Source organism: Hymenobacter coalescens, assembly GCF_054783195.1.
Window position 1 is genome coordinate 217,220 of sequence record NZ_BAAGRA010000022.1, and the last position, 13,529, is coordinate 230,748.

General features: G+C 66.8%; 9 protein-coding genes. 3 read left to right on the forward strand and 6 right to left on the reverse strand.

Annotated elements, in window-relative coordinates:
• Nucleotides 1–11 precede the first annotated feature (11 nt).
• Nucleotides 12–833: a pyrroline-5-carboxylate reductase gene (proC, locus tag ACYVKQ_RS20875; RefSeq protein WP_460677301.1), complete on the reverse strand. Its 822-nt coding sequence runs from the start codon at nt 831–833 to the stop codon at nt 12–14.
• Between the two features lie 148 nt (nt 834–981).
• Here proC and ACYVKQ_RS20880 point away from each other — a divergent pair, with 148 nt between their 5' ends.
• A complete protein-coding gene (locus ACYVKQ_RS20880; protein WP_460677302.1) occupies nt 982–4,035 on the forward strand; it encodes an ATP-binding protein in 3,054 nt (1,017 codons plus the stop codon).
• Nucleotides 4,036–4,173: 138 nt separating this feature from the next.
• On the opposite strand, the gene ACYVKQ_RS20885 is transcribed toward ACYVKQ_RS20880, so the two are convergent.
• Nucleotides 4,174–4,893 (reverse strand): LytR/AlgR family response regulator transcription factor, encoded by a 720-nt coding sequence (locus ACYVKQ_RS20885; protein ID WP_460677303.1) that lies wholly within the window; start codon nt 4,891–4,893, stop codon nt 4,174–4,176.
• A gap of 287 nt (nt 4,894–5,180) precedes the next feature.
• Between ACYVKQ_RS20885 and ACYVKQ_RS20890 the strand changes: the two genes are divergently transcribed.
• On the forward strand, nt 5,181–5,654 hold the full coding sequence (locus ACYVKQ_RS20890; protein ID WP_460677304.1) for a carboxypeptidase-like regulatory domain-containing protein: 474 nt from the start codon (nt 5,181–5,183) through the stop codon (nt 5,652–5,654).
• A gap of 65 nt (nt 5,655–5,719) precedes the next feature.
• A complete protein-coding gene (locus ACYVKQ_RS20895) occupies nt 5,720–6,121 on the forward strand; it encodes a hypothetical protein (protein WP_460677305.1) in 402 nt (133 codons plus the stop codon).
• Between the two features lie 88 nt (nt 6,122–6,209).
• On the opposite strand, the gene ACYVKQ_RS20900 is transcribed toward ACYVKQ_RS20895, so the two are convergent.
• The 4 genes from ACYVKQ_RS20900 to ACYVKQ_RS20915 all read right to left on the reverse strand — a co-directional run bounded on the left by ACYVKQ_RS20900 (nt 6,210) and on the right by ACYVKQ_RS20915 (nt 13,165).
• On the reverse strand, nt 6,210–7,196 hold the full coding sequence (locus tag ACYVKQ_RS20900) for a hypothetical protein (protein ID WP_460677306.1): 987 nt from the start codon (nt 7,194–7,196) through the stop codon (nt 6,210–6,212).
• A 52-nt stretch (nt 7,197–7,248) separates the two neighbouring features.
• A complete protein-coding gene (locus tag ACYVKQ_RS20905) occupies nt 7,249–9,042 on the reverse strand; it encodes an ABC transporter ATP-binding protein (protein WP_460677307.1) in 1,794 nt (597 codons plus the stop codon).
• A 91-nt stretch (nt 9,043–9,133) separates the two neighbouring features.
• Nucleotides 9,134–11,749 (reverse strand): glycosyltransferase, encoded by a 2,616-nt coding sequence (locus tag ACYVKQ_RS20910; protein ID WP_460677308.1) that lies wholly within the window; start codon nt 11,747–11,749, stop codon nt 9,134–9,136.
• Nucleotides 11,750–12,451: 702 nt separating this feature from the next.
• Nucleotides 12,452–13,165 carry a DUF421 domain-containing protein gene (locus ACYVKQ_RS20915; protein WP_460677309.1) on the reverse strand — a complete coding sequence of 238 codons (714 nt, stop codon included), beginning with the start codon at nt 13,163–13,165 and terminating at the stop codon, nt 12,452–12,454.
• Between the last annotated feature and the right edge of the window lie 364 nt (nt 13,166–13,529).

Sequence of the window (13,529 nt, forward strand, 5' to 3'; positions counted from 1 at the left end):
ACAAACCGGCATCAACCTTCGGAGTACAGCGTGCCCGCCTTGTCGGCCGATACCTTGATGCCCTTGATCAGGGCCGAGCTGAAGCCTTGGTGCTCCATCTCGTTGAGCCCGGCGATGGTGCAGCCTTTGGGGGAAGTCACCTTGTCGATTTCCTGCTCCGGGTGCGAGGCCAGCTGCAGCAGCAGGGCGGCGGCCCCCTTGGCCGTTTGGGCGGCCATGGTCAGCGCGTCGTGGGCGTGAAAGCCGATTTCGGTGCCACCCTGCGAAGCCGCCCGGATGGCCCGCAGGAAAAATGCCACCCCGCAGGCGCACAGCGCCGTCGCCGAAGTCATCAGCTCTTCCTGAATGCGCACGCACACGCCCACCGTGTCGAACAGGCGCTCCACCAGGGCCACGTCGGCGGGCGCGGCCTCGTCGGCGGCCACGCAGGTCATCGACTGGCCGATGGCAATGGCGGTGTTGGGCATGGCGCGCACCACCCGGGCCTGGGGCAGCTGCAGGCGCTGCCGAATGGCTTGGCAGCTTACCCCCGAGGCCACCGACACGAACAGGTGACGGGCCGGGTTGAGGCCGGGGCGCAACTCGTCGAGCAGTTGGTTGAGCTGCTGGGGCAGCACAGCCAGCACCACCAGATCGGCGTCGGCCAGGGCGGCGCGGTTGTCGGCGGTGGTGCGGTAGCCGGCCGCGGCCAGCGGCGCCAGCGCCCCCACGGTGCGGCGGGTGAGGGTAATGGCGTCTGGGGTGGCCAGGCCGGCTTTCACCAGGCCCTTGGCCAGCGACAAGCCGATATTGCCACTGCCCAGGATGGCGATGCGTAGAAGATCAGCGTTCATAGGCTGCAATAGTAGCGCGCCGGGCGGTTTCTTTCACGTGGCGGAACGCTACGTTCGGCCAGCAAATCCGTCCATTGGGCGAGAAGCACCTGTCGGCCCTGGCACGGGCATGTATTTTCGAAGGCTCCATTAGGCTACCAAATTCCGCATGTCCGTTTCAGCTGCCGGCGCTTTAGCCGATCTGCAAGCTGCCTTGGCCCACGCCGAGGCACGCATCGCCGACCTCACCCAAGCCCTGCACCAAGCGACCCACGAGGCCGACCGGGCCACGCGCCAGCTGGCCGTCGTGACGGAGCGCCTGCCCATCGGAGTGCTGTGCGTCGGGCCAAACGAGCGGGTGCTGGGGCTCAACGCCCGGTATTTCGAGCTGTTGGGCTTGGATGCGGACGTAGCCGACTGGCTGGACAAGCCTGCCCCCGAGCTGCAGGAACTGGTGAGGCGGCACGGCGTGGGCGCATACGGCACGCCTACCCAGGCCGCCGGTGCCCCGCCGGCCTACCACACCGTGGTGCTACCCGACGGCCGCGTGCTGCGCCGCCGCCGGGTGATTCTGGCCGAAGGCGGCTACGTGGAGCACCTCAGCGACGTGACACGCGCCGACCTGGACGAAGGCATGCTAGCCGCGGCCACCATGCCCGAGCACAGCCCCTATGCCATGATTCGCTATGCCACTGACGGCGAGGTGCTTTACGCCAACGCGGCCGCCTGGCGGCTGCGCCAGCAGCTGCACGAAAAGAGCCCGGAGAAGGTGCGAGGGCGGTTTTTTGAGCTGGTGGGCGTGGCGCTGCAGGCCGGCGAGCCGCGCCAGATGGAGCTGGCCATCGAGGGCCGTCAGTTTCAGGTGTACGCGGTACCCTTCGCGGCCGAGGCCTACGTCAACCTGTACCTGCTTGACATCACCGACCGCCACCACGCCCAGGCCCAGACCCGCGCCAGCGAGGCCCGCCTGGCGCAGCAGCAGCGCCTCACGCAGGACATCCTCGATACGGTTTCCAACACCGTGGTGGTGCGCTCGGCCACCGGGCAGGAACTGTTCAGCAACCGCGCTTTCCGCGAGCTGATGCACCGCAGCCTGCGCACCGACGAGGACATAATGGAAAAGTACCGCACGGCCACCGAGCGGGTACTGCGCACCGGCCGCGATGAAGCCCTGACCGTGCCGCTGACCCTGCAAGATGGGGCCGTGCGCTGGCTACACGTAGAGCTGCGCCGCCTCAGCCGCCCCGAGGCCGAAGCCGCTATCCTCATCGTCTCCACCGACGTGACGGCGCTGACCCTGGCTCAGCGCGAACTGGCCCAGGGCCAGCGCCGCTACAATGAGCTGATGGACTACGCCCAAGCCCTGATCTGGACCCACGACCTCGACGGATACGTGCTGTCGGCCAACCCGGCCCTGCAGCAGCTGCTCGGCGTGGGCCTGGCCGAAGCCTTGGTGGGACGGCCCCTGCAGGACGCCTTCGAGCCCGAGCGCCACGACGAAGTGCTGGAATACCTGGCGCGCATCCGCGAGCAGGGCGAACACGCCGGCCTCGTGAAGCTGCGCGACCAACAGGGCGGCCTGCACTACGTGCAGCAGTACAGCCGCCGGGTAAATGAGCCGGAGCGCGAGCCGTACGTCATGGCCTTCGGGCACGACATCACAGAGCGCGTGCTAGCCGAGCGGGCCATGCAGCGGGCCAAGGAAGCCGCCGAAGCGTCGGCCACAGCCCGGGCCAACTTCCTGGCCAACATGAGCCACGAAATCCGCACCCCGCTCAACGGCGTGCTGGGCATGGCCACGCTGCTGGCCAAAACCCCGCTGGATCCGCGGCAGGCCAATTTCGTCGATGTGATTCGCAGCTCGGGCCAGCACCTGCTCGGCGTCATCAACGACGTGCTGGACATTGCCAAAATCAGCTCCGGCAAGGTCGAGTTTGAGCAGCGCGCATTCAATCTCTGCGACTCGATGGGCGCCGCCATTCAGCCCCTGGTGCTGCAGGCCGCGCAGAAGGGCCTGACCTTCAGCGGTACTCCGCTGCGCACCAGCTGCGCTTACCCCTGGGTGCTGGGCGACGCGCACCGGCTCAACCAGATTCTGATCAACCTGACCGCCAACGCCGTGAAATTCACCGACCCCGGCGGGCACGTGGACGTGGTGGGCCGGCAGCTGGCCGAAACCGCCGATTCGCTGACCGTAGAATTTCGGGTGAGCGACACGGGCCCGGGCATTGCCCCGGAACGCTTGGAGCGCATCTTCGACAGCTTCACCCAGGCCTACGCCGATACGGCGCGCAAGCACGGCGGCACGGGCCTGGGCCTGACCATCAGCCGGGCGCTGGTGGAACAGATGGGCGGCGAGCTGACCGTGGAGAGTGAGCTGGGCAAGGGCAGCACCTTCGCCTTCACCGTCACGCTGCCCAAGGCGGCCGCGGCGGCGCCCGCCACGGCCCCGGCCGCCCTCGATACCGGGGCGCTGCGCGGCAAGCGCGTGCTGCTGGTCGAAGACAACGAAATCAACCGTGATGTGGCCCGCCTGCTGCTGGAAGAATGGGGCGTGCTGGTCGACGAGGCCATCCACGGCGAACAGGGCGTGCAGAAGTTCTACGCCGGACCGGACTACGACGCGGTGCTGATGGACATTCAGATGCCGGGCATGAACGGCCTGGAAGCCACTGCCCGCCTGCTGCAACACCCCGACCCGGCCCGCGCGGCGACGCCCATCGTCGCACTGACGGCCAACGCCTTCCGCGAAGACAACGAGCAGTACCTGGCCGCCGGCATGACGGCCTGCCTGGCCAAGCCCTTCGAGGAAAGTGAACTGTACGGCGTCCTGGTTGAGGTGATGGCCCGGCCGCGCGCCGTGGCCACGCCGCCGGCCTACGACCTCGGCCCGCTGCGCGACATGGCGCGTGGCAAGGAGGCTTTTGTGGTCAAGATCATCCGCTCCTTTCTCACCAACATACCCGAGAGCCTGCTGGCCCTCGAAGCCGCCGCGGCGGCCGGGCATTGGGCCGAGGTGGCGCGTACCGTGCATCACATCAAGCCCAACCTGACCGCGCTCCGCATCACCGGCACCGACGGCCCGGTGGCCCAGCTGGAACAGTTTCGCCACGACGTGCCCGTGCACCTGCCCGATGCCGAACTGCGCGCCGTGGCCGAGCAGCTGACGGCCGCCGTGCAGCGCGCCCTGCGGGAGCTGCCCCGGGAACTGCCGGCGGAATGAGACCTTGGGCAGAACGCCCCGGGGCACCGGCCGCTACTGCCTCTGCTCACTTACCACGAACGGCCCGGGCAAGCGCCCGGGCCGTTCGTGGTAAGTGAGTAAGGGTGGAGAAAAACCAGCGGCCGGTACCGGTCGCACCTACAGTCCGCGCAGTTGCCGCATGAAGTCCTCGGCGTACGACTTGCCCACCGGCACTTCGTAGGAGCCGACCTGCAGCATGTTGTCCTGCACCGAGTCGATGCGGCGGGTGTTGACGATGTAAGAGCGGTGCACCCGGCGGAAGTGGGCAAAGGGCAGGCGCTCCTCCAAGGCCTTGAGGGTGATGTACACGATGTGCTTCTGCGACTCGGTTACCAGGATCGAGTACGTAGACATGGCCTCGATGAAAAGCACGTCGTTGAAATCAAGCCGCAGCAGCTTGTTGTTGACCTTCACAAACAGCTCGGAGTCGTTGGCCGATATGGACGCGGGCGCCGCGGCCGCACGCTGGCTGCGCACCCGTTCCACGGCCTTGAGAAAGCGGCCGTACTCCACGGGTTTCACCAGGTAATCGGTCACGCGCAGGTCAAAGGCGTCGACGGCGAAGTTGGGGTGGGAGGTGACCAACACCACGTCGGGGGCGGGGGAAGGCAACAGCGGCACGAGCTCCAGCCCGCTCAACAGGGGCATTTCAATGTCAAGAAACAACACGTCGACCGGGGGCTGGGCTGTGCTCGTGAGGGCCAGCGCGGCGCGGGCGTCGGGCAGGGAGGCAACCAGTTCCAAGCCCTCCGTCAGTCCAACATAGTGCTCCAGGGTCAGGCGGTTGATTTCGTTGTCGTCGACGATGACACAGCGCAAAACGGCGGAAGCAGGCATAAGAGCAGCGGTGGGTACGAAGAGGTAGCCAAGGGCATTGGCATAGCCAAAGCGGGCATTTGCAGAGGGAAGAGCCACCCTGAGCAAAATACAAAGTAGTGGCAATACAGCGAAACTATGTTTGAATCGAATACAACGCGCAGGTTTTCGACTAATGCCCCGCTTTCGCTCGGTGAATTGCCCCAACCGCGGGGCCGTTCGGAAGCTCTGCCGGAGCCGGGGCCCAAACCCGCGCGTGGTTCGCTTCGCTCTTTTACGCCATTTTCCACACCTCTTGTTCCATGCGCGTGCTTCCTTCTGTCATAGCGCTGCTGCTCAGCGCCATCGGTGCCCTGCCCGTCCACGCCTGCGACGGGGCGCCGGCCAAAACGGCGGCGCCGCCCCGCACGGCGCTCAAAGCCGCCGGCAAGGCCCCGGCCGCCAAAAAGGCTGCGCTGACCACAGTCCGCCTGAAGCCTGCCCCGGTAGCCCCCACCAAAGACGTGCTCAACGAGCACTTCGCCGTGACGGTAGTGGGCAGCATTACCGACCCCAACGGCCAGCCGCTGCCCGGCGCCACCGTCTGGAAAACCAACAGCCGCGAGGTGCTGGCGGTGGCCAACTCCCAGGGCGACTTCAGCCTGAGCCTGCCCACCAACGCTTCCATCGCGCTGACCTGCGGCTACGTCGGCTTCATCGAGCAGCAGCTCGACCTGCGCCAGCCCCGCCGCCTGAACCAGTTCGTGGTGAACCTGCTGCCGCTGCCGGCCAGATACCGCTAATTCCTGCTTTTCCTGGTCCAGGGTTGCCGCCCGGGTCCTCTGCCTCCCACTCTTCCGCCTAGTGCATGAAAATTCCGTTTCGCTTCGTCCTGGCCTTCGTGCTGGTCGGCCTGTTGCTCACCGGTCTGCGCGTCAGCAGCTTCGGCAATAACGGCCCCGCGCTGCCGCCCGACGCCCGGGACACCGCCAACCAGAGCGCCCTTTCCCTCACGCTGTACCTGACCGACGCGCTGCACCTCTCGCAGACGCAGTCCTGGGCCGTGCGCGCCTGCACCCAGCGCGAGCTGCAGCAGCTGGCCGCCACCCCCGCCGCCGCCGACACGGCCGAGGTAGCGCTGCGGGCCCAGGAGGTGTACGAGGCCGCCATGGCCCGCATCCTCACGCCCGAGCAGTACCGCGCGTTTGAGCAGCTGGAGCGCGGCCAGCTCGTGAGCAGCATCGTCGCCCGCGTGCTGGCGGCCCGCTAACCGGCGCGCTTTGCTGCTGAACAGCCGGGGCCGGCCACCCATGCGGTGGCCGGCCCCGTGCCTGTATACCGGGTGGGCGCAGGGCCGCCTAGTCGTTGGCGCTGACGTACCACTGCTCCGGCGACACCTGATCCTTGCCCAGGGCCTTGTTCAAGGTGTGCACCACCAGCAGGAAGTCGTACTTGTCGCGGCTGAAGCCCAGCTCCCGCAGCAGCGGCTCCATGGGCAGGGTGCTGAGCACGGCCATCTTGCGGTACGCCGGCCGCTCGTCGTCGGGCAGGGCCGCGTTCTGCTCCTCGATGACGAGGCAGGCGGCTTGCAGCGTCGCGTGCAGCGTGTCGCCCATGTCGGCCGAGAGCACGTCCTCGATCAGCCACTGGTTGTCCTTGCGCCGCTTGATGCACGTGAACAGGCCCACTAACTCGCCGCGGTGGCTGACGCCAAAAAGCTGGTACGCGGCCTGGGTGATTTTCCAGGGCAGCATGCGCGTGTCGCGGGCCACCATGCACACGTACAGGTCGGCGGCCAGCGCGGCCAGCCCGTCGATGCGCGCATCGTCGGGGGCGAGCGGGGCCACGGCGTAGCCGGCGGGCAGCGGCGCGGTGGGCAGGGCCGTCAGCGGGCGGCTCCAGAGCGGAAACGTGGTGGATTGAAACGCCGGCATCAGCCGCAGAATGCGCGACCAGCGCGGGTCGGGCAGCATGTAGAGCAGGTCCACGCCCCGGTCGGCCAGGCTGTCGGCGGCTTTCAGGTACATGCTCACCACCATCTGCTGCAAGCGCAGGAAGCCGGCTTTGCTGCGGAAGTTCTCGTTGACGATGACCGCGTAGGGCCGGTAGCCGCTGATTTCCTGGCCCCGCACCATCACCGGCGTGGGCATGTAGGCTATCTGGGCCACGATTTCGTTGGTGGAATCCTCGGTAGCCAGCATAAAGGAGGCCGCGCCCAGCGGCGTGCGCAGAAACTTCTGCTCCCACTGCTCGGCCGTGATGCTGCCCCAATCGGAGTGCCGGGTCCAGAGGTCGACCAGCGCCGGCTCGTCGGCTTCGGTGTTCATGCGGTAGGTAATTGCCATGGCGGGGGAGGTCCGGTAAGAAGGTGAAAAGAGCAGCGGCCGGGTCGGCCGCTCAGGAAATGTGCTGGTGCCGGTAGAGGTCGGCGTACACTTCGCCGCGGGCCAGCAGGTCGTCGTGGGTGCCGTGTTCGGCCACCTGCCCGTCTTGGATGATGAGGATCTGATCGGCGTGGCGGATGGTGGAGAACTTGTGCGAGATGATAAACACCGTCTGCTGGTGCGCCATCTGGTCGAGGGCCTCGAAGATGCGGGCCTCGGTGCGGCTGTCGAGGGCGGACGTGGGCTCGTCCAGGATCAGGATGGGCGCCTTCTTCAGAAAAGCCCGTGCCAGGGCAATGCGCTGCTTTTCGCCCCCCGACAGGGAAGCGCTCAGCTCGCCCACCAGGGTGTCGTAGCCGTCGGGCAGCCGGCTGATGAACTCATGGGCCTGCGCCGCCTGCGCGGCCGCCTGCACCTCGGCCAGGCTCGCGTCGGGGTTGCCGAAGCGGATGTTGTCGAGGATGGAGATGGGAAAAAGCAGCGGCTCCTGCGGCACCAGCGAAATGTTCTCGCGCAAGGACTGCAGCTGCAGCTCGCGCAGGTCCAGCCCGTCGAGGGTGATGCGGCCGCGCCAGGGGTCGTAGAAGCGCAGCAGCAGCGAGATAATGGAGGTTTTGCCCGCGCCGGTGGGGCCCACCACGGCCACCATTTGCCCGGGCAGCACCTGAAAGCTGACGTCCGTGAGCACCTCGCGCGCGGGGCCGTCCTCGGCCGGGTAGCCAAAGCTTACCGCGTCGAAGCAGATCAGCCCGCTGGCGCGGAGGGCCACGGCCTGCACGGCCTCGGGCACCACTTCCGCAGAGTCCAGAATGTCGAACACGCGGCGGCTGCGGGCTACCACGGCAATGGCCGCGCCCACGGCCGTCGAGAGGGCGTTGACGGGCGCGTACAGGGCCGTGACGTAGCCGAGAAAAATGAACAGGTCGCCGGCCGTGAGGTGGCCCTGCAGCCCGCGGTAGGCGCCCGCGCCCAGCAGGGCCGCCGAAGCCAGCCCGGTAATGAGCGCCGTGAGCTGGTTGTAGGTGGTGCCCACCACCGTGGCGCGCTGAAACGCCTGCCCAAACCCGGCCGCCTGCTGCTCCAGCTTGCGCTGCATCAGGGCTTCGCGGGCAAAGCTCTGGATGGTGCGGATGCCCGCCAGGCTTTGCTGCACGAAGGCCGACAGCTCGCCCTGCCGGGCAAACTGCGCGGCGGTCGTCTGGTCCATGGGCCGGTAGAAAAGGGCCAGCGCCAAGACCAGCAGCGGCACCACGGCCATGGCAATCAGGGCCAGCACCAGGTCGAGCTGCACCATCACGTAGCACATAGCCGCCATGCACACCAGCGAGACGATGGCCGGCACGATGATCTGCGCCACCACGAAGTAGACCACGAACACGTCGCCGGTGATGCGCTGCAGCAGGTCGCCGAGCTTGTTCTGGGCGTAAAACGTGAGCGACATGCGCTGCAGCTTGGCGTAGAGCTCCAGCGAGAGGTCGTACACGAGCTGGCGGCCGAGCCGCACCGTGAGGCGCACCACCGCGGCCGACAGCACTGCGCTGCCCACCGTCACGACGGCCGTGAACACCACCAGGGCCAGCAGCAGCTGCGGCTTGTCGTGCGCGAGACGTCCCGCGCCGGGCAGGCGCTCCAGGCCGAAGGGCAGCGGGTGCGCGCCCAGCACGTTGTCGATGACGAGCTTGATGGGCAGGGGCTTCAGCACTTCGAAGCCGACGCCGACCAGGCCGATGCAGATGAGCAGCAGCAGTTGCCCGGTATAGCGAAACACGTACCGCCAGAGGCGGACGAACAGGTGCACGGTGCGCATGAGCAGGGGTTTTCGGAGCGGGGTTGGCGCGGGCCGACGGGAAAGTGCCGTCGGCCCGCGCCGCTAGGAGTAGGTGGCCGCCGGGCGGGGCTCAGGCCAGCTTGTATTGTCCGTATTCCGCTTCCAGTTCTTCTTCCAAAACGGGGGTTTCCGGTTCGTCAGCCGTCGGGGCTTCCTGGGAAGTGGCCGTCGTCGCGAGGCTGCGGAAGGCCAGCGACAGGTCGCTCATGGAGCGGGCCACGTCGGTGAGCAGGTGCGCCACGAACAGGCCGGTGCCCACCGCCAGCAGCCCCGACAGCACGTAGGCGCCGTCCAGAAACGAGAGCGTGGTGAGGGCCAGCAGCAGCCCGGTAATGACGTAGGCCGAGGTGCTCAAGATGGCCCAGGACTTGAACTTGACCATCATGCGGCCGCCGCCGTGCTCTTCCACCACCATCAGCCCGCGGGCCCCGGAGAAAAAGCTGCAGCTGGCCTGCAAATCCCACCGGTCGAAGGTGCCGCCGCGGCGGGCCCGCACCTTGCGGCGCAGCAGGTGGGTTTCCACCCGGGCCAGCAGCTCGTCGATGGGGTGCCAGTCCTCCGACCAGAACTCGTCGCGGTGGCTGAGCCGGAACAGCTTCGCCAGGTATTGCTCGCCGCTGCCGCGCCGGCGCCAGGGCGTCAGGCCGTGCTGCAGGCGGCCGTAAAGCCGGGCCACCGGCTGCAGCAGGTGCAGCAAGGTGGTCAGCGCAAACCGCCGCAGCCGCGCCCCGCGCCCCGGCACGTGACGCATATCGGCCTTGGCGGCGCTCAGCGCGGCCTGCGTCAGCACGATCAGGCCCGTGACGACGAGCAGCGGCAGGGCCCAGAGCAGCGGCGCCCAGAGCACCGAAAGGACCGACAGCCCGGCGAGCAGGGCCATGAACAGAAACCACTCGGGCATCAGCGGCAGGTAAGCGGCGGAGTTGGGCGCCTGCTCGTACACCGACTGAAACAGGGCCGAGCCCCAAGTACCGTGGAAAATCTTGCGCTTGCCGGTCTGGATGGGCAGCGTCAGGCCATTGCCATAAATGCGTCCGGTCCAGGAAAGGTGGCCGAAGCTGTTGTACTTCTCGGGCCACTTGCCTTCTAGCAGCGCCTCGGCCTTGCCGTAGCCTTTCTGCTGGCGCCAGTACATCTTCACCGAGTTGCGCCGGTGGTGCCACACAAACGCGGCGGCGTGAAAGCCGATGGTGCGGCCCGTGTGCAGGATGCGCCAGCACAGGTCTACGTCGTCGCCGGCGGCGCGGTAAATGGGGTCGAAGCCGCCGACTTCGAGCAGCACCTCGCGGCGGAACGCCATGTTGCAGCCGGGAATGTGCTCGGCCAGCTCGTCGGTGGTGAGTACGTGCACGGGCCCGCCGGGGGCGTTGGCCACGCAGTGCGCGATGGGGCCGTCGTCCGGGGGCGGCAGGTTCGGCCCGCCGATGCCCGCGTGCCCGGAGCTGAGGAAGGCGTAGGCCAGGTAGCGCAGCCACTGCGGGTCGGGGTAGGCGTCGTCGTCGATGTAGGCCACGATGTCGCCCTGGGCGGCGTACAGGGCGGTGTTGCGGGCGTTGCTCAGCCCCCGGTTCGGCGTGCTGATGAGCTGCACCTCGGGGTATTCCTGCACGATGTCGAGCAGGCGGTCCGTGGAGCCGTCGTTGACCACGATGACCTCGTAGTGCGGGTAGTCCAGCGCCCGCAGGCCCTCCAGCGTGTCGCGGATGGTGGCGCTGCCGTTGTAGGAGCACACGGCCACCGAGACGAACGGCAGGGGCGCATCGTTGGTAAAGGGGGCGTCGGCGTAGGCCCGGCGCACGGCGTGCAGCGCAGGCTTGGGCTGCCGGTCACGGTCGACGAGGCCAAAATCCCAGTCCTCGATGTCGTAGCCGCCGCGCCACCACTCGTCGGTCCAGGCGAAAACGAAGGTGCCCACGCAGCCCTTGGCGAAGATGCTGCGGATCTGCCAGTCGAGCGAGGCGGCCTGCTGGTCGACGCCGTTGCGCTGGCTGTCCAGCCCTACTTCCGCCAGCAGCAGGGGCTTGTCGCCGGCCAGGTTGTGCAGCTTGGCCAGGTAGCCGTTCATCTTCTCCGGTGTCTCCAGGTACACGTTGAAGCAGAAGAAGTCGAGGAAGGGCAGCTCCAGGTATTCCGTGGTGGGGTAGTTCACGTACGTCACCAGGCCCTGCGGGTCTTCGGCCTTCACCGCGTCGTACAGCTCGTGCAGGAAGCGGCTGATCTTCGTCTCGCCGTACCAGCGCACGATGGGCGCCGGAATCTCGTTGCCGATGGCGTAGCACAGGATGGCCGGGTGCTGCTCCAGCGCCCGCACCTGGGCCCGCATGTCGGCCGCGATGCGGCGCGCCTGGGCCGGGTCGTCCAAAAAAGTGAGGTGCTGTTCCCAGGGCAGGCCCACCATCACCTGCAGCCCGTACACCAAGGCGCGGTCGAGCAGGTAGGTTGGGGGCACGGTGTAGGTACGAACCGAATTGATGCCGTTTTCGGCCATTGCCGCGAAGTCGAGGTCGATTACCTCGGGCGGCGGGTACTGAATGCCTTCCTCATCAGGGCGAAACGTGCCGTAAGTGACGCCTTTCAGGTAGAATTTTTGATTTCGCCACGTCAGGAACTTGCCGCTGACGTGGACTCTCTCTCGGCCTGGGCATGCCGCTGCCTTCGGAACCTCTTGCGTAGATTCTTGTCTCATGACCTCGTCGTTGGTTAGGGCGCATGCCGGCGCTTAGGCCGCGGTGCGCGCGAGGCTACAACTGGTGCTGCTGCAAAGGCGTAGGCCGCTGATTATCCTCCTCCTCAGGCATGCCAAGTCACCGCTGAGCCCGCCCACAGCCGGAGGAGACGGCCGCGGCTGGGCTGGTTCGGGGTGCTGCACTTCAGCAGTCTCACAACAGGTTGTTAAAGCCGCTAGGTGTGGTAGTAGGGCGAAGCAGCTTTTTGGGCTGCATCAGCAGTGGTGCGAGAAGCGGTGGCGTGGGAGCGTTGGTCAGGCCGCGAACCTGCCATTCGGTAAGGGGACACAAGTGGTACCGACTATTTGTGTTTGTGAATATAGTAACAGGAATTCATTAACTGCATCTATCTAATTTTTTTTTATACTTTTTTGCAACAAAAAATATTCATTTATTATTAGAACGACCCTGCGACGCGTACAGCATCCACAAGGCCGTGCGTCGGTATGCACAGCCACCTCTGGGGTATTTTGAGTCCGGTAAGCCAGAAGGTTATTGCATGCAATGCCGGCGTTGGCGGCTGACACGCCTGGCAGCTACCGTGCGCTGGGTGCAACTGCGACGCTGGTCGACGGGCTTGCCAAGCACGCGGCGCGCCCGGCACAACAGCCGCGCAACGGGTGAGCGAAAGCGGCGCCTGCGGCTGGCTAAGGGGCTGGCGACTAGCTGCGGCGGGGCGTGGTGCAGGCGGGCACCCACTTCGTCGCGTGGCAGCTGGTGCAGGTGGCCTTGGCGCCCTTGTCCAGCGGCTGCACGTAGCCGCACTGGCAGCAGGCGTAGCAGTCGGCCTCGTGCACACGGGTCTGCTCCTGCTGCAGCCGCTCGGGCCAGATGGGCAGGCCGGGCCGCATTTCGTCGTCGCTGAAAAAGTAGGCGCTGATGTTGCCGGTGGCCTCGATGTAGGCGCGGCGCACCTGGCCCAGGTGCTCCACCTGCAGCTGCCGCAGCTCCCCGAACAGCTCCTTCTGCGTCAGGTTCTGGCGGCGGAAGTTTTCCATCTGCACCTGCCCCTCCTCGATGAGCAGCACAGGCTTGCCCTCCAGCCAGTCGCTGAACTTCGGGTAGCGCTCCGTGAGCCGGTTGAAGAGCAGGTACAGCCCCGACACCATCCCGAACACCACCGCCACGTGCAGCAGCGGCACGTCGTCGTAAAACATGGCGTCGCCGGCGGCCGAGCCCAACGCCAGGATGATGCTCAGCTCGAAGATGGACAGCTGCCGCACCCCACGGCGCCCCGTCACGCGCAGCGCGGCCAGCGTGAGCAGGTAGGTCACAAGGCAGCGGGCAGCAATTTCGAGCAAAAAGAGTGCGGGCGCGTCCTCCGATAGAAATATGCGTTGCCAATCGAATGGCGTAATGGCGGCAAGGAAAAGCATAGCGGCAACTATGAGCGGCCGCCGGGTCAGCGGCCTAATCGAACAACCCCGGCCCCGGCGCAGGGCCAGAACCAAGGGTAGTACGGAGCTCAGCCGCAGGTGGCCGCCGATGCCGCGCGGCGGCGCCGTATTTCACGCGCCAGGCCCGGCGCTGCGGGTATTTACCGGGCGGGGTCCCAGGCATCCTGCCCGCCGAAAATGCGCTTGATGGTGTATTGCCGCGCTTCCCGGCGCGTGAGTTGGTGCGCCCACGGCGCACGCTGCGCCGGCCGGGCGCCCGGCCCCGTGGAGCGGTATTCCGGGCATTGCTACAACCTCATAGCTATCTGTATCTTGGGGCATGACATGTACGCGGTGTGGCAGT

Coding starts and splice junctions, on each gene's coding strand:
- ACYVKQ_RS20905 (WP_460677307.1), bottom strand. CDS start 9,042: ATGCGCACCGTGCACCTGTTCGTCCGCCTCTGGCGGTACGTGTTTCGC.
- ACYVKQ_RS20910 (WP_460677308.1), bottom strand. CDS start 11,749: ATGAGACAAGAATCTACGCAAGAGGTTCCGAAGGCAGCGGCATGCCCA.
- proC (WP_460677301.1), bottom strand. CDS start 833: ATGAACGCTGATCTTCTACGCATCGCCATCCTGGGCAGTGGCAATATC.
- ACYVKQ_RS20880 (WP_460677302.1), top strand. CDS start 982: ATGTCCGTTTCAGCTGCCGGCGCTTTAGCCGATCTGCAAGCTGCCTTG.
- ACYVKQ_RS20885 (WP_460677303.1), bottom strand. CDS start 4,893: ATGCCTGCTTCCGCCGTTTTGCGCTGTGTCATCGTCGACGACAACGAA.
- ACYVKQ_RS20900 (WP_460677306.1), bottom strand. CDS start 7,196: ATGGCAATTACCTACCGCATGAACACCGAAGCCGACGAGCCGGCGCTG.
- ACYVKQ_RS20895 (WP_460677305.1), top strand. CDS start 5,720: ATGAAAATTCCGTTTCGCTTCGTCCTGGCCTTCGTGCTGGTCGGCCTG.
- ACYVKQ_RS20915 (WP_460677309.1), bottom strand. CDS start 13,165: ATGCTTTTCCTTGCCGCCATTACGCCATTCGATTGGCAACGCATATTT.